This is a genomic window from Burkholderia sp. HI2714 (genome assembly GCF_002223085.1).
Classification (GTDB): Bacteria; Pseudomonadota; Gammaproteobacteria; order Burkholderiales; family Burkholderiaceae; genus Burkholderia; species Burkholderia lata_D.
The window spans coordinates 80,266-104,603 of record NZ_NKFM01000067.1; the positions used below are offsets into that span (position 1 = coordinate 80,266).

23 protein-coding genes and 1 pseudogene are annotated in these 24,338 nt (G+C 67.4%); 11 read left to right on the forward strand and 13 right to left on the reverse strand.

The window, feature by feature from the left end:
• Nucleotides 1-303: 303 nt before the first annotated feature.
• The gene (locus tag CFB82_RS37060; protein WP_089449339.1) at nucleotides 304-582 is read left to right on the forward strand and encodes a XapX domain-containing protein; all 279 of its coding nucleotides are present in this window, start codon (nucleotides 304-306) and stop codon (nucleotides 580-582) included.
• A gap of 157 nt (nucleotides 583-739) precedes the next feature.
• A complete protein-coding gene (locus tag CFB82_RS37065) occupies nucleotides 740-1,648 on the forward strand; it encodes a LysR family transcriptional regulator (protein WP_089487292.1) in 909 nt (302 codons plus the stop codon).
• A gap of 154 nt (nucleotides 1,649-1,802) precedes the next feature.
• Here CFB82_RS37065 and CFB82_RS37070 read toward each other — a convergent pair whose 3' ends face one another.
• On the reverse strand, nucleotides 1,803-2,540 hold the full coding sequence (locus tag CFB82_RS37070; protein WP_089449337.1) for a YoaK family protein: 738 nt from the start codon (nucleotides 2,538-2,540) through the stop codon (nucleotides 1,803-1,805).
• Nucleotides 2,522-2,758: a DUF1427 family protein gene (locus tag CFB82_RS37075; RefSeq protein ID WP_089449336.1), complete on the reverse strand. Its 237-nt coding sequence runs from the start codon at nucleotides 2,756-2,758 to the stop codon at nucleotides 2,522-2,524. The genes CFB82_RS37070 and CFB82_RS37075 overlap by 19 nt, the downstream gene beginning before the upstream one ends.
• A gap of 241 nt (nucleotides 2,759-2,999) precedes the next feature.
• Between CFB82_RS37075 and CFB82_RS37080 the strand changes: the two genes are divergently transcribed.
• On the forward strand, nucleotides 3,000-3,725 hold the full coding sequence (locus tag CFB82_RS37080) for a TetR/AcrR family transcriptional regulator (RefSeq protein WP_089487293.1): 726 nt from the start codon (nucleotides 3,000-3,002) through the stop codon (nucleotides 3,723-3,725).
• A gap of 109 nt (nucleotides 3,726-3,834) precedes the next feature.
• Entirely contained in the window at nucleotides 3,835-4,977 is a 1,143-nt protein-coding gene (locus CFB82_RS37085; RefSeq protein ID WP_089487294.1) for an FAD binding domain-containing protein, read from the forward strand.
• On the opposite strand, the gene CFB82_RS37090 is transcribed toward CFB82_RS37085, so the two are convergent.
• The 6 genes from CFB82_RS37090 to CFB82_RS37115 form a co-directional block, all read right to left on the reverse strand.
• The gene (locus CFB82_RS37090; RefSeq protein WP_089487295.1) at nucleotides 4,905-5,174 is read right to left on the reverse strand and encodes a hypothetical protein; all 270 of its coding nucleotides are present in this window, start codon (nucleotides 5,172-5,174) and stop codon (nucleotides 4,905-4,907) included. The two genes, CFB82_RS37085 and CFB82_RS37090, sit on opposite strands and share 73 nt — an antisense overlap.
• A complete protein-coding gene (locus CFB82_RS37095; RefSeq protein ID WP_089487296.1) occupies nucleotides 5,171-5,638 on the reverse strand; it encodes a DUF4148 domain-containing protein in 468 nt (155 codons plus the stop codon). Before CFB82_RS37095 ends, CFB82_RS37090 begins: the two co-directional genes overlap by 4 nt.
• Nucleotides 5,639-5,811: 173 nt before the next feature.
• Entirely contained in the window at nucleotides 5,812-6,561 is a 750-nt protein-coding gene (locus CFB82_RS37100) for an amino acid ABC transporter ATP-binding protein (RefSeq protein WP_069250223.1), read from the reverse strand.
• Nucleotides 6,548-7,198, reverse strand: a complete 651-nt coding sequence (locus tag CFB82_RS37105; protein ID WP_039362645.1) for an amino acid ABC transporter permease — start codon at nucleotides 7,196-7,198, stop codon at nucleotides 6,548-6,550. Before CFB82_RS37105 ends, CFB82_RS37100 begins: the two co-directional genes overlap by 14 nt.
• Nucleotides 7,195-7,881 carry an amino acid ABC transporter permease gene (locus CFB82_RS37110; RefSeq protein WP_069250221.1) on the reverse strand — a complete coding sequence of 229 codons (687 nt, stop codon included), beginning with the start codon at nucleotides 7,879-7,881 and terminating at the stop codon, nucleotides 7,195-7,197. The genes CFB82_RS37105 and CFB82_RS37110 overlap by 4 nt, the downstream gene beginning before the upstream one ends.
• Before the next feature lie 89 nt (nucleotides 7,882-7,970).
• A complete protein-coding gene (locus CFB82_RS37115; RefSeq protein ID WP_069250220.1) occupies nucleotides 7,971-8,777 on the reverse strand; it encodes a transporter substrate-binding domain-containing protein in 807 nt (268 codons plus the stop codon).
• A 471-nt stretch (nucleotides 8,778-9,248) separates the two neighbouring features.
• Here CFB82_RS37115 and ansP point away from each other — a divergent pair, with 471 nt between their 5' ends.
• Nucleotides 9,249-10,739, forward strand: a complete 1,491-nt coding sequence (gene ansP, locus CFB82_RS37120; protein WP_046546695.1) for an L-asparagine permease — start codon at nucleotides 9,249-9,251, stop codon at nucleotides 10,737-10,739.
• 71 nt (nucleotides 10,740-10,810) lie between these two features.
• On the opposite strand, the gene CFB82_RS37125 is transcribed toward ansP, so the two are convergent.
• Both CFB82_RS37125 and CFB82_RS37130 read right to left on the reverse strand, forming a co-directional pair.
• Entirely contained in the window at nucleotides 10,811-11,116 is a 306-nt protein-coding gene (locus CFB82_RS37125; RefSeq protein WP_089487297.1) for a DUF4148 domain-containing protein, read from the reverse strand.
• Between the two features lie 235 nt (nucleotides 11,117-11,351).
• Nucleotides 11,352-11,819, reverse strand: coding sequence for an MEKHLA domain-containing protein (locus CFB82_RS37130; protein WP_089487298.1), 468 nt, complete (start codon nucleotides 11,817-11,819; stop codon nucleotides 11,352-11,354).
• A gap of 267 nt (nucleotides 11,820-12,086) precedes the next feature.
• Between CFB82_RS37130 and CFB82_RS37135 the strand changes: the two genes are divergently transcribed.
• From CFB82_RS37135 to CFB82_RS43520, 5 genes and pseudogenes are all read left to right on the forward strand, one after another.
• Nucleotides 12,087-15,326: an efflux RND transporter permease subunit gene (locus CFB82_RS37135; RefSeq protein WP_089487299.1), complete on the forward strand. Its 3,240-nt coding sequence runs from the start codon at nucleotides 12,087-12,089 to the stop codon at nucleotides 15,324-15,326.
• Nucleotides 15,327-15,374: 48 nt separating this feature from the next.
• The gene (locus CFB82_RS37140; RefSeq protein WP_089487300.1) at nucleotides 15,375-16,799 is read left to right on the forward strand and encodes an efflux RND transporter periplasmic adaptor subunit; all 1,425 of its coding nucleotides are present in this window, start codon (nucleotides 15,375-15,377) and stop codon (nucleotides 16,797-16,799) included.
• 31 nt (nucleotides 16,800-16,830) lie between these two features.
• Nucleotides 16,831-18,366, forward strand: coding sequence for an efflux transporter outer membrane subunit (locus CFB82_RS37145; protein ID WP_089487301.1), 1,536 nt, complete (start codon nucleotides 16,831-16,833; stop codon nucleotides 18,364-18,366).
• 97 nt (nucleotides 18,367-18,463) lie between these two features.
• A pseudogene (locus CFB82_RS37150) lies at nucleotides 18,464-18,778 on the forward strand (integrase core domain-containing protein); the annotation flags it as partial.
• Nucleotides 18,779-18,843: 65 nt separating this feature from the next.
• Nucleotides 18,844-19,095 (forward strand): hypothetical protein, encoded by a 252-nt coding sequence (locus CFB82_RS43520; RefSeq protein WP_179255506.1) that lies wholly within the window; start codon nucleotides 18,844-18,846, stop codon nucleotides 19,093-19,095.
• Nucleotides 19,096-19,174: 79 nt separating this feature from the next.
• On the opposite strand, the gene CFB82_RS42685 is transcribed toward CFB82_RS43520, so the two are convergent.
• The gene (locus CFB82_RS42685) at nucleotides 19,175-19,357 is read right to left on the reverse strand and encodes a hypothetical protein (protein WP_143751028.1); all 183 of its coding nucleotides are present in this window, start codon (nucleotides 19,355-19,357) and stop codon (nucleotides 19,175-19,177) included.
• A 49-nt stretch (nucleotides 19,358-19,406) separates the two neighbouring features.
• Here CFB82_RS42685 and asnB point away from each other — a divergent pair, with 49 nt between their 5' ends.
• On the forward strand, nucleotides 19,407-21,227 hold the full coding sequence (gene asnB / locus CFB82_RS37160) for an asparagine synthase (glutamine-hydrolyzing) (RefSeq protein WP_089487303.1): 1,821 nt from the start codon (nucleotides 19,407-19,409) through the stop codon (nucleotides 21,225-21,227).
• Nucleotides 21,228-21,442: 215 nt separating this feature from the next.
• Here asnB and CFB82_RS37165 read toward each other — a convergent pair whose 3' ends face one another.
• Nucleotides 21,443-22,903, reverse strand: coding sequence for a heavy metal sensor histidine kinase (locus CFB82_RS37165; RefSeq protein ID WP_089487304.1), 1,461 nt, complete (start codon nucleotides 22,901-22,903; stop codon nucleotides 21,443-21,445).
• Nucleotides 22,900-23,577, reverse strand: a complete 678-nt coding sequence (locus CFB82_RS37170) for a heavy metal response regulator transcription factor (RefSeq protein WP_089437637.1) — start codon at nucleotides 23,575-23,577, stop codon at nucleotides 22,900-22,902. Before CFB82_RS37170 ends, CFB82_RS37165 begins: the two co-directional genes overlap by 4 nt.
• Nucleotides 23,578-24,338: the final 761 nt, after the last annotated feature.

Below are 24,338 nucleotides of genomic sequence, written 5' to 3' on the forward strand. Positions count from 1 at the left end.
GTGTGATGTCCTTTGACGCGGAGAAAAATGAGACTCGCCCGGCCGACGAATCCGCGATGCGTCCAATGCGCTTGTCGGAAGCGTCGGCAACCGGCCTGCATCATTCAATACGCGAATGGGCGACCACACCAATTAATTGTTCTGATTCTCACCTCTCTTGAAATTCAAGCTGAAAAGATCTGAATTTCGTTGAATGCGCTAACGACGAACGCGCAGACCTGATAGGCTGGCCCAAGACTTTCGGATCGACGCCAGCCCGGTATTTATCCGTATTTTCAACGGCCGTCATTCCATTCCAGACCTATGAAACCGTACATTGCTTCGCTTTTCGCCGGCATCCTCGCCGGCGTCGTTTACGCGCTGATCGGCGTGCAATCGCCGGCGCCGCCCGCCATCGCCCTGGTCGGCCTGCTTGGCATTCTGGCCGGTGAACAGATTCTTCCCGTGGTGCGACGGCTGTTCGACGGCATCCGACTGGGAACCGCATGGCGCGAAGCGAAGTGCAGTCAGCACATGTTCGGCGCGCTGCCCGGCGCACACGCCGACGCTGCCGCGAAGCGCCGCGAATCGACGCCGACGTGACAGGCAGACGTCGAGCGCATGCGGCGGCGACCTGACCATCGGCACGCATGCGTGCGTGCCTTGTACGTCGGACGACGAACCGTTGTGAACGGGATTGGATTCAGCGTCGCTCGACGGTCCGACACCGCCTGATGCCCTTGCCGTAGCGAAATTCGCCATGAAGCTGTCTTTCGAAGCACTCGAGGCCCTGGACGCGATCGACCGCACCGGTACGTTTGCCGACGCGGCAGAGCTGGTGCACCGCGTGCCGTCTGCACTGACATACGTCGTACAGAAGCTCGAGAGCGACCTCGGCGTCGCGTTGTTCGATCGCAGCGGCCGTCGCGCGAAGCTCACGCGCGCGGGCCGCGTCGTCGTCGAGGAAGGTCGCCGTCTTCTTCATGCCGCCGAACAGCTTGAACGGAAGGCGCAGCGCGCGCAGCAAGGTTGGGAAACCGAGGTCCGCGTCTGTATCGCCGAGATACTGCCCTTCGACTTGATGTGGGCATACGTCCATGCTTTCTACGCACTTGAAATGGACACGCGACTGCGACTCTCCACCGAAGTGCTCGGCGGCACCTGGGATGCGCTGATCTCGCGGCGGGCGGATCTAATCGTCGGCGCGGCGGGCGAGCCGCCCGAACTGCCGGACATCGTGGCGCAGCCAATTGGCACGCTCCGGCACGTGTTCGCGGTCGCCCCGACCCATCCGCTCGCGGCGCTGCCTGAACCGCTGTCGATGACATCGATCGTCGAGTATCGCGGCGCGGTGATCTCCGACACGTCCCGCGAACTTCAGCCGCAGTCGGTCGCGGTTGACGCTGGCCAACCGTATCTCGCGGTGCCGACGCTCGCTGCGAAACTGGCCGCGCAATGCGAAGGACTCGCGGTGGGTACGCTCCCGGACTGCATCGCGGCGCCCGCGATCGCGCAAGGCAGGCTTGTCGCGCGGGAAGTCACCGGCATGCGCGACACGACCCATTGCTATATCGCGTGGCGTGCCGACGAAGCCGGGCGCGCGCTACGCTGGTGGGTCGAACAGCTCGGTCACCACGACCTCGTCGACCGGTTCACCGCGCGCGCGTGACGCTGCGCTTTCTGCGAACGATCGAGCGGTCTCGCGCTTACCGACCTGCATCAAGCGGTTCTCGAAATCAGCGTTGAAGGCATGAAGAAACGCGGGGCGGCTTCGCCGCCGCCCCGGTCACGCACGTAGCTAACGTCACGTGCGGAATCGGCGTTCAGCGCGATGCGGACGGCTCGCCGGTCCGGCCGGAGCGCCAGGTGAGGAAGGCGAGCGCCGCGAGCGGCAGCGCCAGTGCCCAGAACCCGGCGTACAGGTAGGCGGTCGCGCCGGCGCCCGCGCCGATCGCGAAACCGACAACCGGCGGCAGCGTGCGTCGCAGCCGCGCGCGCGCGGCCTCCCGTTCGGCGGCCGCAGCGATCGGCACGAGCCAGTCGAATGCATCGATGACCGCCTGCGTAACGTTGCCGGTCATCACGGTGTTCGCGACGACGGTGCGTGCGGTCAGCCGGCCGTGCGCGTTCTGCACGCCCATTGCCGCCGCGCCGAGCAGCCCGCAGACGATCGTCGCGGGCGCATCGGCGCTGCCGATCGGCGACGCCGCGACGCCCGCGAGCATGAATCCGGCCAGCAGGATCGTCTGCAGCGCGTACAGCGAGCACGCCCGCGGGCCATGCCCGCGCACGCGCATCCGGTGATCGAGCAGGCGGGCGGCCACGATGCCCGCGATGAATGCCGGAAACGCGAGCCACTTGATCATGAGGCCCTGGCCGACACCGGCGAGGCCCGAGCCGATCAGGATGAAGTTGCCGGTGACGTGCGCGGTAAAGAGCCCGAACAGCGCGACGAAGCCGAGCGTGTCGACGTAGCCGGCGATCGATGCGAGAAACACATCCTCGCCGCGCAGGTGATCGGGGGCCGCCGCGGCCGCTGGCGTTACTTGCGCGGGCTGCATGTCGTGGCTTCCGTGGTTGTGTCGGCGGTGCCCGCATCGCGGACCTGCGCGGCGAGCGCGCGCAATTGCGCGTGCACGAGCGGGATCGCGTGCTCGCGGACGACGAGGCCGATCAGGCGCGCTAGCGCGATCAGCGGCGCCGCGGGCGATTGCACGCGCACGCGGTGGTACAGGAAGCCGACTGCGACGGCGGCTCCCGGCGAGATCAGATAAGGCATGGTCCGTTCCGGTTGCGCCGCGGGCCGCGGCCGACAGGATGGCGCCCGGCCCGTGCGGCGGTTCTGGAGCAAGACTAGGGAATGCCGGCCTGAAAGTCATGGCGGCGACCTGAATTTTCCTGAAAACGCCGAACGGCACACGGCTCGGCACCGCGCCCGCCTGCGTCGCCGGCCGCGCCGGGGCGTGCGTTGCCATCTTTCGATCGACACGGGCAGAATGGCCGCATTCAGGAGCCGACGCATGACCGAAGCCAAGCGCAATGCTGCGCCCCGCCCGCGCGGGACGACCGTCGACGCCACCGCCAGCCCATCGGGACGTCGCCTCACGCCGGAAGCGCGCGAACGGCAGATCGTCGAAAAGGCGGTCGAGCACTTCGCGACCCACGGATTTTCCGGCAGCACGCGCGAGCTCGCACGGCAAATCGGTGTGACGCAACCGCTGCTCTACCGGTATTTTCCGAGCAAGGAGGCGCTGATCGACCGCGTGTACGACGAGGTCTACACGTGGAATCCCGACTGGGAAAAACTGATCGCCGACCGCTCGGTGCCGCTGCAGCAGCGGCTCGTCGCGTTCTACCGGTCGTATGCGCAGACGATCCTGCGGCGCGAATGGATCCGCACGTTCATCTTCGCGGGCCTGAGCCGCGAGGGTTTCAATACGCGCTACCTGTCACGGCTGCGCGAGCGCGTGTTCCTGCCGGTGCTGCGCGAACTGCGCCACGCATACGACCTCACGGCGCCGGCGTCGGAAGCGCAGCGCAACGCGGAAATCGAACTGGTCTGGAGCCTGCACGCGAGCATCTTCTATCTCGGCGTGCGCAAGTGGGTATACGGATTGCCGGTGCCCGACGATCTCGACGCCGAAATCGAACGGCAGGTCGACGCGTTCCTGAACGGCACGCCGGCCGCGCTGCAACGCGTGACATCGGGCTCGTCCGCCACCCCCGCCAAACGCCGCCGAGGTTGAGCGGCGGCGCACGCGGCAAGCATCGCGCTTTCACTCAGGCCGCTTCAGAACGATTCAACCGCTGTGCCCGGCGCTTGCCCTATGCTCGGCAATCATCGGGAGATATCGGATGGAACACGGATCGGGCCGCAAGGCCGTCATCGTCGGCGGGTCGGTCGGCGGGCTGTTCGCCGCGACCGCACTGCGCGCAGCCGGCTGGGACGTAGGCGTATTCGAGCAATCGCCGCACGACCTGGACAGCCGCGGCGGCGGCATCGTGCTGCAGCCGCCGATCGAGCGGGCGTTCGCATTCGGCGCCGTACCGCTGCCGCGCGAGGCCGCCGTCGATTCGATCGACCGGATCTACGTCGATGCGCACGACCGCATCGTGCAACGCTTCACGATGCCGCAAACGCAGACCGCGTGGAACGTGATCTACACGGCGTTGAAGCGCGCGCTGCCGGCCGGCATCGTCCATGCGGGCGACGCGTTCGAGCGATTCGAGCAGGACGGCGAGCGCATCGTCGCGCATTTCGCGAGCGGCCACGCCGAGACGGCCGACCTGCTGATCGGTGCGGACGGCGGCCGCTCGGCGGTGCGTGCACAGTTGATGCCGGACGTGCGGCCGGCGTATGCGGGCTATGTCGCATGGCGCGGGCTCGTCGACGAGCGGGTGCTGCCCGAACAGGTGCTGTCTCTGCTGCGCGAGCGCTTCACGTTTCAGCAAGGCGACGCGCACCTGTTCCTCACCTATCTGGTGCCCGGTGCGGACGGCGCGATCGAGGCGGGCAAGCGGCGCGTGAACTGGGTCTGGTACCGGCGTCTCGCGTCCGACCAGCTGCGGTCGCTGTTCGTTGCGCGCGACGGCACGCAGCGCGACGGGTCGCTGCCGCCCGGCGCGATGCGCGACGACGACCGCGCGGCACTCGTCAACGCCGGTGGCCGGATGCTCGCGCCGACGCTCGCCGCGCTCGTCGACGCGACACCCGCGCCGTTCGCGCAGGCGATCCAGGATCTCGCGGTCGAACGGATGGCGGTGGGGCGTGCGGTGCTGCTGGGGGACGCCGCATGCCTCGTTCGCCCGCACACGGCGGCCGGTGTCGCGAAAGCGGCGGACGACGCGGTCGGCCTCGCGCAAGCGCTGCGCGAAGTCGGCCACGGCCGCGGGTTCGACGCCGCGCTGGCGAGCTGGGACGCCCGTCAGCGCGCCGCGAGCGCGGTGATCGCCGCGCGGGGCATCGCACTGGGCGCCCGCTTGATGGGCGCGGCTTGAACATGGGCCGGCCGCGTGTGGGCGGGCCGGCGCAGCGTCTCGCTCGACGGATCGAGCGCGCGCAGCACGCTGGCGCGCCCGCCATCGTCGTCGGGCAGTTGCGGCTGGCCACGCGCGGCGGCCGGCGCGCCATGCGCCGCGAGCAACGCGGCGAGCGCCAGGCCCGCCACGCGCGCCAGTACGGCAGCCGGCTTCATTGCGCGCTCGCCGTTGAAACAGCCGCGCCCGTTCCCACGCTCGCCGTCGCGGCGCGCGGCTCGCCGTGCGCGACCGCATACAGCTCGCGATTGCGCGCGATCGTCTGCGCGCTCGGCGGATAGTCCCAGTTCGACGTCGGCAGCGTGCCGTCGCGCTCCGCTTGAATCAGGTCGGCGACCACGTCGGCGCGGGTCGGGCCGGACGCCGAAGCCTGCGCGAACGCGGCGGCCGGCCGTGACGCGACCGATTGCGACGGCTGCGCGGCAACCTTCGCTTCCGCTGCCTGGATGTCTTCGGGATAGTTCGGATCGTTACTGATCGGCCGATAACCGGCCTGTTCGACGCGGACGAGATCGGCACGCACGTCGGCCCGTGTGAGCGCATGGTCGGCGGTTTGCGCAAATGCGGCGATGGGTGCGCTCAGTGCGCAGGAAAGCAGGACTGCACGAATCAGGTTGTTCATGACATTCACCTCTCAAGATGGCGTGTTCGCGTCCGCAGATCAGGCCGGACATCCGCTCCGCATCGATGTGATGAAGAGTTGAGTCCATTCTGCGATTCGCGCGCTTTCCGGAAGGTGAGGCTTTGATTACGGTCTTGTCATCTGGTCGCGGCCCGGCCGCACGGCCGTGTCAGTCAGCGCATGGCAGTTTCCGGGTTCCGCACGCTGCCCAGAAACCGCGTCAACTCGACCGTCTGCGGACGCTCGAAGATCTCGTCGGCCGTCCCGCTCTCCCACACGCGTCCCTGGTGCATGAACACGATCCTGTCGCTCACCGCACGCGCGAAGTTCATCTCGTGGGTGACCATGATCAGCGTCATGTCCTCGCGCGCGAGTTGCTCGACGACGCCCAGCACCTCGCCGACGAGCTCGGGATCAAGCGCGGACGTGATTTCGTCGCACAGCAGCACGCTCGGCTTCATCGCGAGCGCACGCGCGATCGCGACGCGCTGCTGCTGGCCGCCCGACAGGTGTTCCGGAAACGCGTCGAACTTGTCGCCGAGGCCGACGCGCTCGAGCATCAGTTCCGCGATCGCGCGCGCCTGCTGGCGGTGCGACTTCTTCACCACCGACTGCGCGAGCATCACGTTCTGTCCAGCGCTCAGGTGCGGAAACAGGTTGTATTGCTGGAACACCATGCCGACCTTCAGCCGCAGCGCACGCAAGTCCGCATGCCGTGCATCGACGCGTTCGCCGTCGACCGAGATCGTGCCCGCGTCGATGCTCTCGAGCCCGTTGAGCGTGCGCAGCAGCGTGCTCTTGCCCGAGCCGCTGCGGCCGATGATCGACACGACCTGCCCGCGCTCGACGGACAGATCGATGCCCTTGAGCACATGATGGGTGCCGAAGTGCTTTTCGAGACCCCGGGTTTCAACGAGCGGCATGCCATCTCCTTTGCAACGTGCGCGCATAACGGGTAAGCGGATAGCAGAGCGCGAAATAGATCAGCGCGACGAGGCCATACACGACGAACGGCCGGAACGTCGCGTTCGAGATCGCGATACCGACCTTCGTCAGCTCGGTGAAGCCGATGATCGACACGAGCGCCGTATCCTTCACCGCCTGCACGCCGAAGCCGACCGTCGGCGCGATCGCGATGCGCGCGGCCTGCGGCAGGATCACGTGACGCAACTGCTCGACATAACTCATCGCCAGGCTGGCCGACGCCTCCCACTGCCCTTTCGGCACCGCCTCGACACAGCCGCGCCAGATCTCCGCCAGGTAGGCGCTGGTGAAGAACGTGAGCCCCGCCGTGGCCGCGACCCACGGCGAAACGTCGAGCCCGACGAGCGGCAGGCCGAAGAACACGATGAACAGTTGCATCAGCAACGGCGTGCCCTGGAACACTTCGATATAGAGCTTTGCGATGCCGCGCAGCGCCGTCGAATTCGACACGCGCATCACGAGCAGCCCGAGGCCGACGAGGCCGCCGGATACGAACGACACGATCGACAGCACGATCGTCCAGCGCGCGGCCAGCAGCAGGTTCGCGAGAATCTGCCCGAACGTGAAATCGGTCATCGCGCACCTCGCACGCGGCGGGAGAACAGGCGGCGGCCCATCGCGCCGAGGGTGGCGCGCATCAGCAGCGCCATCGCCAGATACGCGAGCGCGATCACGAAGTACGTCTCGAACGCGCGGAAGTTGCGCGACTGGATGTAGCTGGCCGCATAGGTCAGGTCGGCCACCGAGATCTGCGACACGACCGCCGAACCGAGCATCGTGATCACGATCTGGCTCGACAGCGCGGGAAACACCTTGGCGAGCGCCTGCGGCAGCACGACATGGCGCAGCATCTGCGCGCGCGACATCGCCAGCGCGGACGCCGCCTCCAGATGCCCTTTCGGCACGGCGGCCACGCCCGCGCGCACGATCTCGACCGAGTACGCGCCGAGATTGAGCGTCATCGCGAGGATCGCGGCCGTGTATTCGTCGATGTGCACGCCGAGCGCCGGCAAGCCAAAGAAGATGAAGAACAGCTGGACGACGAACGGCGTATTCCGAATCGCCTCGACGTACGCGCCGATCAATGGGCGCAACCGCACGGCCGCGCGCGCGTCGGCGCTGTACGCGGCCGCGCCGAGCACTCCGACGGCCACGCCGAGCACGGTCGCGACCGCGGTCAGCGCGAGCGTGATCGCCGCGCCGCTCGCGAACACGCCGGCGTATTCGGCAAGCTCGCCGAATTGAAGCTGGTAGCTCATGGGGAGGGGATAAATTCGGGTTCGGACAACGACACGCGCCGCGCCGGGCGTCCCGGCCGCGGCGCCGTGTCACGCGACACGGCGATTCGTCACAGCCCGGCCGGCAACGGCTGGCCGAGCCACTTGCGCGACAGCTCGCCCAGCGAGCCGTCCTGCTTCGCATGCGCGATCGCATCGTCGATCTTCGCGAGCAGGCGCGGTTCGTTCTTGTTGACGCCGACGAAGCACGGCGAATTCTTGATCACGAACTTGACCTCGGGGCGGCGCGGCGGATTCTTCGCGAGAATCGCCGCCGCGACGATGTTGCCGGCCGCGATCAGTTGTACCTGCCCCGACAGGAACGCCTGGATCGTCGCGTTGTTGTCCTCGAAGCGCTTGATCGTCGCGTTCGGCGCGAGCTGCGACAGCGCGATCTCCTCGAGCGCGCCGCGCGTCGCGCCGACCGTCTTGCCGGTGAGGTCGGCGGGCGCGCTCACCTTCACGTCGGACGGCCCGAACACGCCCTGGAAATACGGCGCGTACGCGCTCGAGAAGTCGATGACCTTCTCGCGCTCCGGGGTCTTGCCGAGCGACGAGATCACCATGTCGACCTTGTTGGTCGTCAGGTACGGAATCCGGTTCGCACTGTTCACGGGCACCAGCTTCAGCTTGACGCCGAGCGACTTGGCAAGGAGTCCTGCCATGTCGATGTCGTAGCCTTGCGGCTGCATGTCCGTGCCGACCGAACCGAACGGCGGATAGTCCTCGGGCACCGCGACGCGCAGCGTGCCGTTTTTCGCGATGGTGTCGAGCGCATCGGCGTGGGCCGGCGCGGCGGCGAACAGCGCGATCACGGGGGCGGCGAGCAGCGCAGCCAGCCAGGTGCGTCGGGGGAACGGTCGGGTCGTCGGGCTCACGGTGAATCTTCCTTGTCTGGTATGTCGTCGGGCAGCGCGCAACCGTTGCGCGGCCGACACCACACCAGCAAAAACCGGGCCATCGCCGGGAAATGCTTGCCACACGGGCACGAGACGGAAATGTCGGCGAACCTTTCGACAAGCCGAATTCCTCATTTCGGTGCATGAACCGGCGCCGTCGGTAACGGTTGCCCTCGCAGCGCGCGCCGGCGCACCAAATTACCTATCCGGTTCACCCGGCGCCGCAACCCTATGCATGGATTCGAACAGGCCCAGTCCAAATTTGCATTCCGTTTGTGACCGGAATTACGGCTGAATACGTTCGCGACGTACCGTGCCTTTCGTCACGTCCGACGAATCGCGACCAGGACGAGCGCGCCCGATTCAGCGCGCTGCTCCTCCGGTACCGGTGGTCCCGATCGTCCCGCGATCGGGATGAATCCAATCCCATCCGTGCGCGAGGAACCCGTCATGGCATCGATTCCCGACCCGTCGACAACCGGCGAAACCGACAAACGCAGCTGGCTCGAATCGCACGAAGCCGGCTATCACAAGACCCTCGGCAATCGACAGGTGCAGATGATCGCGATCGGCGGAGCCATCGGCACCGGGCTGTTCCTCGGCGCCGGCGCCCGGCTACAGGCCGCCGGCCCGGCGCTCGCGATCGTCTATCTGGTCTGCGGCGCGTTTTCGTTCCTGATCCTGCGCGCGCTCGGCGAGCTCGTGATGCATCGCCCGAGCAGCGGCAGCTTCGTGTCGTACGCACGCGAATTCCTCGGCGAGAAGGCGTCGTTCGTCGCGGGCTGGATGTACTTCCTGAACTGGGCGATGACCGGCATCGTCGACATCACCGCCGTCGCGCTCTACATGCACTACTGGGCGCCGTTCGCGGCCGTGCCGCAGTGGATCTTCGCGCTCGTCGCGCTGTGCATCGTCGCGACGATGAACCTGATCGGCGTGAAGTGGTTCGCGGAAATGGAGTTCTGGTTCGCGCTGATCAAGGTCGCCGCGATCGTGCTGTTTCTCGTGATCGGCGCGGCGATCCTCGGCACGGGCATGCCGGTGGCCGGCCATGGCACCGGCCTGCATCTGATCACCGACAACGGCGGGTTCTTTCCGCACGGACTGATGCCGGCGCTGGTGCTGGTGCAGGGCGTGGTGTTCGCGTTCGCGGGCGTCGAACTGGTTGGCACGGCCGCCGGCGAATGCAAGGATGCGCGCAAGGTGTTGCCGCGCGCGATCAACAACGTGATCTGGCGCATCGCGATTTTCTACGTCGCATCGGTCGTTCTGCTGGTCTGCCTGCTGCCGTGGAGTGCGTACAAGGCGGGCCAGAGCCCGTTCGTCACGTTCTTCGGCGCGCTCGGCGTGCCGGGCATCGGCTCGGTGATGAACCTGGTGGTGCTGACGGCCGCGCTGTCGAGCCTCAATTCCGGCCTGTATTCGACGGGGCGCGTGCTGCGTTCGCTGTCGATGGGCGGCTCGGCCCCTGCGTTCCTCGCACGGATGAGCGGGCAATCCGTCCCGTACGCGGGCATCCTGGTGACGGTCGCGATCTATGTGGTCGGCGTGCTGCTCAACTATCTCGTGCCGTCGAGCGTGTTCGAGATCGTGCTGAACATCGCGTCGCTCGGCATCATCAGCACATGGGGCTTCATCGTCGTGTGCCAGATGAAGTTCCGCGCCGCGGTCAGGCGCGGCGACGTGGAAGACGTATCGTTCAGGATGCCTGGCGCGCCCGTGACGTCGTGGCTCACGCTGCTGTTCCTGCTCGGCGTGCTGGTGTTGATGGCATTCGACTACCCGAACGGGACATGGACGATCGCATCGATCCCGCTGGTCGCGCTGCTGCTCGTGGCCGGCTGGAAGTGGCTGAGCCGTCGCGCGCGCCGTGCGTTGCTCAAGCCGACGATTCCGTCGATCGCGCTCACGCAGAACGTGCTCGAGAAGGGCGACAACTGACTCGCGGCGGCATGCGTGCCGTCCGTTGAAGGAACCGCCGTCCGGCCGCGGACGGCGGTCGCCAACCCTGCTCAGTGATGGTCGTACAGCTGGTGCTCGTCGAGCGACGCGAGCGATTGCGCATCAGTGCGCTTTGCGGCGACGCTCGGTGCGGCGGCCGATTGCGCTTGCTGCGCGGCGACCTTCGCCTCGGCGGCCTGGATGTCCTCGGGATAGTACGGATCGCTGCCGACCGAACGATAACCGGCCTTTTCGACGCGGACGAGATCGGCGCGCACGTCGGCCCGTGTGAGCGCATGGTCGGTGGTTTGCGCAAATGCGACGATCGGTGCGCTCAGTGCGCAGGAAATCAAGACTGCACGAATCAGGTTGTTCATGACGTTCACCTCTCAAGTTGGCGTATTCGCGTCCGCAGATCAGGCCGGACATCCACTCCGCATCGATGCGATGAAGAGTTGAGTCCATTCTGCGATTCGTGCGCTTTCCTGAAGGTGAGGCTTCGATTACGGTTTTGTTATCCGGCCGCCCGCGCCCGTCGTGGGCGGGCCGCCCCGGTTCGCCGGACACGGCGCGGGCCCGCAACGCGACGCGCATGCCGGTCGATCGTCGCGTTCATGCGGGCGCGTCGAGCGGCCGTACTTCCGGAATCATCGCGGCCTGGCCGCGCACGATGCCATCCGCGTCGATCAGTTGCCACACGGTCGCGCGCTCGATCCAGAACCGCTTGCCGGACTTCGTCACCCGCACGCCGCGGTATTCGGACACGAAGCCATCGCGCATCACCTTGTCGAGAAACACCTGGCGCTCGTGTCGCTCCATCGGCTCCGCCGACAGACGGGACGGCAACGCCGTCAGTTCATCCCAGTCGTATTCGAAAATCGCCTGCGCGCGCCTGTTGCCGTACACGAACACGGGATCGGCCGACGTGTCGTGGGCAAGCACGCCGAACGGCGCCGTCTCATACAGCCACGCGGCGCCGTCGGATGCGCTCATGCCGTCGGGCACGAGCGGGCGGTTCACGAGCCGGCGATACGAGTCGGCAAGAAGGCGGAAGAAGTTTGCATCGGTGCGCAACGACATCGGTCTGGCTCCTGAAATCGGCGAGATACGCGAATGAGCGAAGGTTTGCCGCCGGACATTATGGATGAAGCGGCGCACCGCCGTCGGCGGCGAGGGTTCGGCCAGCCCGCATCGCGCTGCGCGGCCCGCCGCACGGCCGATGCCGCCGCGCCCGCACAGATAACAGCTTCGTAATCTTCGAGTCAGGGTCGGGTCAACGCCGCGCCGGCAGACTGCGTGCTCGTCGCATCGAATGCGCGTCCATTCCCCGCTTCGAGGAGCACCATCATGTGGATCGTCCGGCTGGCGTTACGCAGGCCCTACACGTTCGTCGTACTCGCGCTGCTGATCTTCATCGCGGGGCCGCTCGCGCTGCTGCGCACCCCCACCGACATCTTCCCGAGCATCGACATTCCGGTCGTCAGCATCGTGTGGTCATACAACGGCTTCTCCGCCGAAGACATGGCCAAGCGCATCACGTCGAACTACGAACGCGCGCTCACGTCGGACGTCGACGACATCGAGCACATCGAATCACAGTCGCTGAACGGCGTGTCGGTCGTGAAGATATTCTTCCACCCCGGCGCGGACATCAATCGCGCGATCGCGGAAGCCGCGAGCAATGCCGCGTCGATCCTGCGCATCCTGCCGCCCGGCACGCTGCCGCCGAACATCATCACGTACAACGCGTCGACGGTGCCGATCCTGCAGCTCGGGCTGTCGAGCGACACGCTCGCCGAGCAGCAGCTGTACGACCTCGGCAACAGCTTCATCCGCACGCAGCTCGCGACCGTCCAGGGCGCGGCCGTGCCGTTGCCGTTCGGCGGCAAGATCCGCCAGATCGTCGTCGATCTCGACACGCGTGCGCTGCAGGCGAAGGGGCTCGCGCCGATCGACGTGGTGAACGCGATCAACGCGCAGAACCTGATCCTGCCCGGCGGCACCGCGAAGATCGGCACGCACGAGTACGACGTGCAGATGAACGGCAGCACGCAGACGGTGGCCGCGCTGAACGACCTGCCGGTGAAGACGATCGGCGGCAATGTCGTCTATGTGCGCGACGTCGCCCACGTGCGCGACGGCTACGCGCCGCAGACCAACATCGTGCGGGTGGACGGCAAACGCGCGGCGCTGCTGACCGTCGAGAAAACGGGCAGCGCGTCGACGCTGACGATCATCGACCAGGTGAAGGCGATGCTGCCGAAGATCGCGGCCGGGCTGCCGAAGGCGCTGCACATTTCGCCGCTCGACGATCAGTCGGTGTTCGTGAAGGCGGCGGTCCAGGGTGTCGTGCGCGAAGCGCTGATCGCCGCATGCCTGACCGCGCTGATGATCCTGCTGTTCCTCGGCAGCTGGCGCGCGACGCTGATCATCGCGGTATCGATTCCGCTCGCGGTGCTCACGTCGCTGCTCGCGCTGGCCGCGCTCGGCCAGACCATCAACATCATGACGCTCGGCGGGCTTGCGCTCGCGGTCGGGATCCTGGTGGACGACGCAACCGTCGCGATCGAGAACATCACGCATCATCTTGAACTGGGCGCGCCGCTCGAGGACGCGATCCTGACCGGCGCGGGCGAGATCGCGGTACCGACCTTCGTGTCGACGCTGTCGATCTGCATCGTGTTCGTGCCGATGTTCCTGCTCACCGGCGTCGCACGCTACCTGTTCGTGCCGCTGGCCGAAGCGGTGATCTTCGCGATGATCGCGTCGTACTTCTTCTCGCGCACGCTGGTGCCGACGCTCGCGATGGCGCTGATGCGCGCGAAGGGCCACGGCCGGCCGCCGCGCAGCGTGTTCGCCCGCCTCGCGCGCTTCCAGGCCGCGTTCGAACATCGCTTCGAGGCCGTCCGGCTGCGCTATCGCGCGCTGCTCGCCGCGGCGATCGCCCGGCGCCGCCGCTTCGCCGCCGCGTTCCTGCTCGCCTGCGGCGCATCGACCGGCCTGTTCGCGTTCGCCGGCCAGGACTTCTTTCCATCGGTCGATACCGGCGAGATCCGCCTGCACCTGCGCGCGCCGACGGGCACGCGGATCGAGGAAACCGCACGGCTCACCGACGAGGTGGAAGCGAAGATCCGCGGCGTGATCCCGGCGGACCAGCTCGCAGGCGTGCTCGACAACATCGGTGTGCCGGTGAGCGGGATCAACCTCACGTACGACTCGTCCGATCCGATCGGCACCGGGGACGCCGACGTGCTGATCACGCTGAAGCCGAACCATGCATCCACGGCCGCGTACGTCGCGAAGCTGCGCAACGTGCTTGCGCAGTCGTTCCCCGGCGTGACGTTCGCGTTCCTGCCGGCCGACATCGTCAGCCAGATCCTCAATTTCGGGCTGCCCGCGCCGATCGACATCCAGATCGTCGGCAACAAGCTCGACCAGAACCGCGCGGTCGCGAACGCGCTGCTCGCGAAGCTGCGCGGCGTGCGCGGGCTCGTCGACGCGCGCATCCAGCAACCCGGCGACGAACCGGCGATCGACGTGAACGTCGACCGCACGAAGGCGATCCTGGCCGGGCTGCAGCAGCGCGACGTCGCACAGAACCTGCTGATCGCGCTGTCCGGCAGCTCGCAGACCACGCCGAACTTCTGGCTCGATCCGCGCAACGGCGTCAGCTACCCGGTGCTCGTGCAGACGCCGCAGTACACGGTGAATTCGCTGCAGGCGCTCGCGAACGTGCCGCTGCCCGCCGGCACCGCCCGCGCGCCGCAGACGCCGGCCGGCGGCCCGGCGGCCGGCGCACCCGCGCAGAACCTGCTCGGCACGCTCGGCAGCTTCTCGCGCACGACGCAGCAGGCGGTCGTGTCGCACTACAACGTGCAGCCGGTGCTCGACCTCTTCGCGTCGGTGCAGGGGCGCGACCTCGGCGGCGTCACCGCCGACGTGACGAAACTCGTCGACGCGGCCCGCGCGCAACTGCCGCCGGGCTCGTCGATCGTGCTGCGCGGCCAGGTGCAGGCGATGCACGAGTCGTTCACCGGACTGCTCGGCGGCCTCGTGCTCGCGATCGCGCTCGTCTACCTGCTGATGGTCGTCAATTTCCAGTCGTGGCTCGACCCGCTCGTGATCGTCGGCGGCCTGCCCGCGTCGCTCGCCGGCATCGCGTGGATGCTGTTCGTCACGCGCACGACGCTGTCCGTGCCGGCGCTGACGGGCACGATCCTGTGCATCGGCATCGCGACCGCGAACAGCATCCTCGTCGTGAACACGGCGCGCGAACTGCTCGCCGGCGGCGCGCCGCCGTGGCAGGCCGCGCTGGACGCCGGGTTCAGCCGCTTCCGCCCGGTGCTGATGACCGCGCTCGCGATGCTGATCGGGATGCTGCCGATGGCGCTCGGCCTCGGCGACGGCGGCGAGCAGAACGCGCCGCTCGGCCGCGCGGTGATCGGCGGGCTCGCGTTCGGCACGGTGTCGACGCTGCTGTTCGTGCCGGTCGTGTTCGGCTTCGTCCACGCGTGGCTCGACCGGCGTCGCGAGGCCGCGGCCGCACGGCGCGCGCAGCACACCTCCGATACGCCGGCGCTGGGCTGATCGCGCCGCCGCCCTTTCATCCGATTCGTCCAACCTCGAACCCCCATCATGAACGACTCGATCGAACCCCTCGCCCCGCCGGCCGCCGACGCGGCTCACCCTGCCGGAAGCGCGGTCGAAAGCGCGGCCGGACCACACAGCTCCCGCGATGCGGCACCCGGCGCGCCGCACCGCCGGGGCGCCCGCCGACTGGCCGTGCCGCTCGCGGCCGTCGCGCTCGCCGCCGCGCTGCTCGCGATCGGCATCGTGCCGCGCATCGATGCGCGCGCCGCGCAGCGCGCGCAGGTGGCCGCGCAGCAAGCGCTGCCGGTATCGGTGATCGCGCCCGGCACGGCGCCCGCCGACCAGACGCTGACGCTGCCCGGTTCGGTGATGCCGTTCGCGGAAGCGTCGATCTATGCGCGCACCAGCGGCTACATCGCGCACTGGAGCGCGGATCTCGGCACGCACGTGAAGGCCGGCCAGACGCTCGCGCAGATCGCCGCGCCCGATCTCGATGCGCAGTTGCGCCAGGCGCGCGCCGACGCGGCAACCGCGCAGGCGAACTACGACTATGCGAAATCGACCGCGCAGCGCTGGCAGGACATGCTGAAGTCGCAATCGGTGTCGCAGCAGGACACGGACACGAAGGTGGCGGACATGAACGCGAAGCGTGCGATGCTCGCGTCCGCGCAGGCGAACGTCGCGCACCTGAGCGAGCTGGTGTCGTATGAAGCGGTCAGCGCGCCGTTCGACGGCGTGATCACCGCCCGCAACGTCGACGTCGGCACGCTCGTCACCGCGGGCGGCACGCCGGGCAGTCCGGGCCTGTCCGGCGAACTGTTCCATCTGGAGCAAACCGGCACGCTGCGCGTGTTCGTCGACGTGCCGCAGGACAGCGCAGCCGACGTATCGACCGGCACGCCTGTCTACCTGACCACGCAGCAGTATCCGGGGCGGCACTTCGCCGCGCGCGTCGCACGCACGGCAGGCGCGATCGATCCGGTCACGCGCACGCTGCGCGTCGAAATCGACGTCGACAACGCCGACGGCGCGCTGCTGCCCGGCGCGTATGCGCAGGCGCACCTCGTCGTCGCGAGCGCCGCGCCCGCGTTCGAGCTGCCCGTCAGCGCGCTGCTGTTCCGGCCGGACGGCGTGACGGTGGCGACCGTCGCCGCGAACGGACGCACCGCGCTCAAGCGCGTGCAGATCGGGCGTGATTTCGGCACACGCGTCGAGATCGTTTCGGGGCTCGCGGCAGGCGATCGCGTGATCGACAACCCGGGCGATGCGATCACGGCCGGCGAAGTCGTGAAGATCGTGTCGACCGCGCACGATGCGGCGCCGGTTGCTGCTTCATCCGCTTCGTCCGTGAAAGCCGCACAGGCCGCGCAACCGGCGTCCGCTACCGGTACGCACGACGTGCCGCCGCTGCGCGCAGCCGGCGTCGCCCCCGCTGCTTCAACACCCGCTCCGGCGCCCGCCCGCGGCTAACCCATCGACGACGACTCACGAGAGACTTGCCATGCGCCTTCCTCATCCGCTCCCGTTCGCTCGCCGCCTCGTCGCGCTCGGCGCCGTCGCCGCACTGACCGCCTGCTCGACGCTGCCGCCCTATTCGCCGCCCGCCGTCGCGGTACCCGCGCACTACGCGGGCGCGCCGGCCGCGCAGGCCGCTCAAGCCGGCTGGCACGTCGCGATGCCCGCGGACGCCGCCGCGCGCGGCGCGTGGTGGACCATCTTCGGCGACGCCGACCTGAACGCGCTCGAAGCGCGCGTCGACGTGTCGAACCAGACGGTGAAGAAAGCCGTCGCCGATCTGCAGCAGGCACGCGCGATGGTCGACTATCAGCACGCCGGGTTCCTGCCGACGATCACGGCAGGCGCCGCGCAGAGCCGCACGCGCGTGTCGCAAAACCGGCTCGGCTCGTCGCTGGCCGGCAAGACGACGCCCGACTACCAGGCCGGCGTGGCCGCGAGTTGGGAACCCGACGTGTTCGGCCGCGTGCGCGACGCGGTGGCCGGCGCGCAGGCGAACGCGGCCGCGAGCGCGGCCGACCTGCAGGCCGTGAAGTTGTCGGTCACGGCCGAACTCGCGACCGACTATTTCGCGCTGCGCTCGCTCGACACGCAAAAGCAGTTGCTCGACGACACGGTACATGCGTACGCGGACGCACTGACGCTGCTGAAGCAGCAACTCGCGGCCGGTGCGATCGACGCGTCGGCGGTCGCGCAGGCCGACACGCAGCTCGAAGCGACGCGCACGCAGGACACCGACATCGACGCGTCGCGTGCGCAGTTGCAGCACGCGATCGCGACGCTGGTCGGCGAAAGCGCGTCGACGTTCGCGCTGCCGCCGCGTGTGCAGTCGTACGACGTGCCGGTCATCCCCCCCGGCGTGCCGTCTCAACTGCTCGAGCGTCGGCCCGACATCGCGGCGGCCGAGCGCCGGGTCGCGGCCGCGAACGCGCAGATCGGCGAGGCGCGCGCGGCATTCTTTCCGGACCTCGTGCTGTCGGCGAGCGCCGGGCTCGAAAGTTCGTTCTTTGCGCCGTGGCTCACCGCGCCGAGCCTGTTCTGGTCGCTCGGCCCGCAGCTCGCCGGCACGCTGTTCGACGGCGGGCGTCGCAGTGCGTCGCTGCGCGGCGCGCATGCGCAATACGACGGCGCGGTCGCCGATTACCGGCAAACCGTGCTGGTCGCGTTCCAGCAGGTCGAGGATCAGCTGTCGTCGCTCGATGCACTCGCGTCGGAAGCACGCAGCCAGCAGCGCGCGACCGATGCAGCCGACCTGTCGCTGCGGCTGACGACGAACCGGTTCAACGCGGGCGCCGTCAGCTACCTGGACGTGGTGACCGCGCAGACGATCGCGCTGACGAACCGGCGCACGGCCGATCAGATCGACGCGCGCCGGATCGAGGCCGAAGTCGGGCTGCTGAAGGCGTTGGGCGGCAGCTGGCAGGCGAGTGCAGACACGGACGCGGATTCAGACACCGGCGCGAAGGAACACGCGGTGGCCGTCCGGCCTGAACCCGGCGTCACTCAGCCGGCGGCCGGTTGAACCTGCAAGGAACGCGTGCCGCGCGCTACGCCCGCAAAAATCTTTTCGCGCTGCACTTACGATGCTGCCACCTCGATGTCGGCCGTCTCTGCCGTTGCCAGCTGAAATCGAGTGGTTGAGCGACAACGGTTCCGGCTACACGGCCGACGAAACGCGCAGGTTTGCCGTGGATATCGGTCTGAAGCCATTGACCACGCCCGTGTGCAGCCCGCAAAGTAACGGTACGGTTGAGAGCCTCGTGAAAACAATGAAGCGCGATTACGTGGGTTTCATGCCCAAGCCAGACACCGCGAGTGCAGCGCGCAATCTCGCTATCGCGTTCGAGCATGACAACGAGAAGCATCCGCATAGCGCGTTGAAGTATCGCTCTCTACGTGAGTTCAGGCGAACCTTGGCCCGAGAGGGAATCTGATGCAACCTGATGTGGTACTACGTCTCCGTCTCAGAACCACGGCCGAAGGAGGCCGAAATGGGCCGGTGTTCATCAATCCGGGCATGCACTTCGGTTGCCCGCTGGTCATCGAAGGCCAATACTTCGATTGCCGCTGGTTGACAGACGGTCGAGTTCTCGAACCTGGTCACGAACATGATGTACCCGTAACGTTTCTGTCCTTCGCCCTGGTTGCCCCGCTTCTGGCAGTCGGGAAAAAAATCCAGATGTGGGAGGGCGAGGTCTTCGCAGATGGCGTCATTACGAACATCTGTCGAACACCTGATTCGCAACATTGACGAGTTCGTTCTAGCGCGTGTCCGGAGATACAGGGGCAAGTCTACTGAACAACGGCATGCCGTTGGCGCGATGCTCTTGTCACGAGTCGCTTTCCTCATTACGCCGCTCATGAACCAAATCTGACATTGCAAGCTCTTGAAGGCGCATCAGCAAAATCTTCGCGCATACATCCCCCATTTTTTTCATGAGCGCAACGCGTGCAGACACAAAAAGAACGTCGCTCTCAGCCTTTGCTGACGGCATTACCACGAGTTTTCCCATTAGCAGTATCTGTGGTGACTGTTAGCAGAAACTTCGAACGGCAACAGCGATGGACCACGCTGTTGCTCGCTCCCGTTCAACTGGGCGTGACCGTCTGATGTGCGGCTTGGCTGGGCTGATTCGCCATGACGGCCAAGCGCCGGCGCAGGTCGAGCGGGTGCTCGCCATGCGCGAGCGACAACGGCATCGTGGGCCAGATGGCCGCGGCTTGTGGCATGACCAACACGCCGTGCTTGCTCACAACCGTTTGGCTTTACTCGACGCCGAGCATGGCGCGCAGCCGATGTGCAGTGCCGACCATCGTTACGTGCTGGTCTACAACGGCGAGATCTACAACTACGCTGAGCTTCGCCACGAACTGAGCGCGCGCTGGTCGTTCCGCACGAACACCGATACCGAGGTGGTGCTCGCCGCGTATGCGGTATGGGGCGAAGCGTGTCTTCGACGCTTCAACGGCATGTTCGCGTTCCTGGTGTGGGACACCCATCGTCAGCGAGCCTTTGCCGCACGCGACCGGCTGGGCGTCAAGCCGTTCGTTTACCTGCAACAGGGGGCGGAATTCCTGTTTGCCTCGGAGGCCAAAGGACTGCTGCCTGCGATGCGGGCGCCGCGTGCGAATATCGACGCCGTGCTGGAATACCTGGTGGCGCCGTTCTTCAGCGGCGTGGCGCAACCGATGTTCGACGGCATGGCCTACCTGCCGCCCGGGCATCTGCTGCGCCTGGATCGCGATGGCTTGCAGCTATCGCGCTGGGCGCCGGAGATTGCCGAAAACCCAGCTGCCAGGGCGGACAATATCGCCCACGCGCTGCGCGAGCGGCTGTCCGCAGCTGTCCAGCGTAGCTTGATCGCCGATACACCGGTCGGCCTATTTTTCAGCGGTGGCCTCGACTCCACGCTGATAGGCGGCCTGGCGCGAGCGGCAGGCGCGACACCGCCCTGCTTCACCATTCGCTTTGAAGATCACCATCGCTACGACTACACGCGTTCACTGATCGTGGCGTCCGATGATCAACCTTTCGCCGAACAGGCCGCAAATGAATTGGGCCTGCCACGCGAAGACGTCGTACCCACGCGCTCCGCACTCGCCCAGGATCTGCTGCAATTGGCCACGCAAAACGATGCACTGCCTGCGTGGGAACAGGAGCTGGCGCAACATTACTTGGCGCGAGCCGCCAGCACGCGCCTCAAGGCGGTATTGGTGGGCGATGCCGCCGATGAAACGCACTACGGTTATCACTTTCTGCTCGACCCGCACGCCACCCGCGATCCGACCCATATCCTGCAACGCTTGACCGCCGATCCCTATCTACGGCCCGGCTTGCTGGAGCAACCGTTGCAACACTACGGCGAGGTCTATCGCCAACTCGCGATCGCAGCCGGACACGATTGGCATACGCCCACCTCACGTTTGCGCGCCACGCAATGGCTGGTGCGCCATCGTTGGTTGCAACGGCTGTTGCATAACGGCGATATCCATGGCATGGCACATGGACTGGAAGCGCGCGTCCCCTTCAGCGATACCGAAGTTCTGGACCTGGCTGCCACCATTCCGGCCGAGCTGGCGCTACGTGATGGCGTGGAAAAAGCCATTTTGCGTGAAGCGGCGCGCGGTGCGTTGCCGGAAGCCGTGCGCCTGCGCAGGAAGTCGGCCTTACCCAAGGATCAAGGCAACGGCGAGTCATTGCGCCAGCACACCCGCGAAATACTGGCTACGGACGCCGACCGCATCGCCGGCTTGCTCGACGTACCCCGGCTGCAGCGCCGCTGCGCCGATCCATCCCCGCTGAATGAGCAAGAGCGCGCCGCCATGTTTCGGGCGTGCTCGTTGGCGCACTGGTCGCGGGTTCACGGCGTGAGCATGCCATGAGGCGAGCCTTGTTTTGCGTGGTGCCCGTGAAGGAGCATCTCGATCTTTGTATCGAACCTGACCAGCGCTTGCGAACCGGTAGGCTTCGACGTGGCGTTCTACGCGCCCGCCATCCCAGCCTGGCCGGGTTGCTGGCGGCTGGCAGGCGAGCGCAGACGCGGAAATGAACACCGGCACGCAGGAACACGCGGTGGCCGCGCGGCCCGAACCCGCCGTCACGCTGCCGACGGCCGGCTGAACGTGAGCATGAAACGCGTGCCGGCCGCGTCGCTTTCGACGCGGGCGGAACCGCCGTGCAGCTCCATCACCGACCGCACGATCGCGAGGCCGAGCCCGGCCGTACCGCCCGGCGCACCGCCGCTTCGCGCCGGGTCGCCGCGCACGAACCGGTCGAAGATCCGCGGCAGCAGCGCGGGATCGATCGGCTCGCCCGGATTCGCGACGACGACGCGCACCGCGTCCGGCGTTTCGTCGACGGCGAGCGTGATGACACCGCCGGCCGGCGTATACCGCAGCGCGTTCGCGAGCAGGTTGCCGATCGCACGGCGAAACAGCTCGACATCGGCGGTCAGCTGCCCCTGCCCGTCGACGCGCAGCGTCGAGCCCGCTTCGTCGGCGAGCCCCTCGAAATACCCGGCGATGCGTTCGAGTTCGTCACGCACGTCGAACGCCCGCTGCCGCGTGACGAAGCTCGGATGCTCGGCGCGCGCGAGGAACAGCACGTTGTCGATCATCCGCGCAAGCCGATCGTATTCCTCGAGATTCGATTCGAGCAGCGCCTGGTATTCATCGGCCGGCCGAGGCCGTGCGAGCGCGACCTCGGTCGCGCCGCGCATGTTGTTCAGCGGCGTCCGCAGGTCGTGCGCGAGATCGGCGCTGAATTGCGACAGATGCGAGAACGCCTGCTGCAGGCGGCCGAGCATCGCATTCTGCGCATCGACGAGCGCCCGCAGCTCGCGCGGCGCGCGCGACGCATCGAGTCGCGTGTCGAGCTTGTCGACCGTGATCCGGCCGGTGTTGTCGACGATCTCGCGCAGCGGCTTGAGTGCCGTGCGGATCAGCCCGTAGCCGAGCAGCAGCGCGAACAACGCGCCGAGGCCGCCGGCAAGCTTGAGCCGGTCGCGGTAACCGTCGAGCAGCGCGGCCCGGTCGCGCATGTTGCGCGCGATCGCGACGTGAATCGGCGTGCGGTCGCCGAGCAAGGCCTCGATCACGACGCCGCGCATCGGCGTGCCGCCCGCCGCGATCCATGTGACGAGCTGGTCGGCCGTGATCCGGTCGTTCGCGGGTATCGGCGTCGCATTCGGCGCAAACAGCTGCGCGTCGGCCAGCGGCGCCGACGCCGCCGCACGCGTGTCGTCGAGCGCGGCGAGCGTGACGTTGTGGTGCACCAGCACGTCACCCCGCGCATCGGTGACGACCATCGACAGCGCCTCGTTGCCGAGCACCTGGCTCGTGAGCCGCTCCGTATGCGCGCGCACCGCGTCGAGCGATTCGAGCTCGCCCGCGAGCCGGCGCGTATGGCGCGCGGCGAGCACGATGTCGAGGTCGTCCTGCGTATTGACCTGCCGCTCGAGGCTCGCGTACACGTACACGCCGACGAGCGCGAACGCGGCCAGCGTGGTCGCGGCGATCGCGAGTGCGAGCGTCGCGGCAAGCGAGCGCGGCCGCGTCATGCGTCGTCCTTCGGTTCCAGCACGTAGCCGACGCCGCGCACCGTGTGGATCAGCTTCACCGGGAACGCGTCGTCGATCTTCGCGCGCAGGCGCCGGATCGCGACTTCGACGACGTTGGTATCGCTGTCGAAATTCATGTCCCATACGTAGGACGCGATCTGCGTGCGGCTCAGCACCTCGCCCTGCCGGCGTGCGAGCAGCTGCAGCAGCGAGAATTCACGCGGCGTCAGGTCGATCCGCGTGGCGCCGCGCTTCACGCGGCGGCGCACCACGTCGATTTCGAGGTCGCCAACCGCGAGATGCTCGGTTTCGCGCGGCGGCCCGCGCCGCGCGAGCGTGCGGATGCGGGCGAGCAGCTCGACGAACGCGAACGGCTTCACCAGGTAATCGTCGGCGCCGAGCTCGAGGCCGTGCACGCGGTCCTGCACGTCGTCGCGCGCGGTCAGGAACAGCACCGGCGTCGTATGAGTCTCGCGCAGCCGCTTCAGCACGCCCCAGCCGTCGAGCACCGGCAGCATCACGTCGAGCACGATCACGTCGTAGCGCTCTTCCTGCGCGAGCATCAGCCCTTCGGCGCCGTCCTTCGCGAGATCGACGCTGAACCCCGATTCTTCGAGGCCCTTCTTCAGGTAGGCGCCCGTCTTCGGCTCGTCTTCAACTATCAGGATGCGCATGGCGGTTCCGTCGCGGTCGTGGTGACATGCGGCGATGTTACCGGGAAACGGCGACGGCGCACTGCACGGTGCAAGCGGAAACGGGGTGGATGACAAAACGGTAATCGGGCGGTCAGCGTGGCGTTCGGCGGCGCCCCCCCGAACCCCATTGGCGGCGCCGATCGGTATGCCGGAGGCGGGCAGCCCGGCGCACGCGGGCGCGGCGCGGACGCCGGGAAGCGAGGACGGCCCCGACGACGATGTCCGCACGTCGCACGCGTCGCGAACGCGTACGCAACCGAAGTCGAAGGCGTCTTCCCGAGCCGCTGCCGCCGTTGTTGGGAGCCGGCCTGCGCGAACCCGCGCGTCGGATTGAACGCGTCGAGGATCGTCGCCGACGTGCCGAACATTCGCGTGGCCATCGCGTCCGGATTCGCGCGCGCGGGCCCTGCCGAAGCCGGTGCACCGCCGTTCACACCAGGCCGCCGCCCAACACGGTGAGGCCCCCTTCCGCTCCATTCCGATTCCTTGATGCCTGCACGCCGCACCCATTGAGCAACGCCGAGCTTGCTGAGCGGCGTTTCGTCGAGCGGTTTCGTCCCGGCCCGGACGATCGCATCGGAACTGCGCCGAAAGCGCTGCCCGGCCGGATCAGGGCTTGCATCAGGCGGCATCAATAGCCCATGCCGGCACGGCCCGCCCCGACCAAAAGTAACCCTCCGAACATCATATGATTGCATTCTCACATTTTATGTGATTTTATTATCGTATGTCGCACGCCG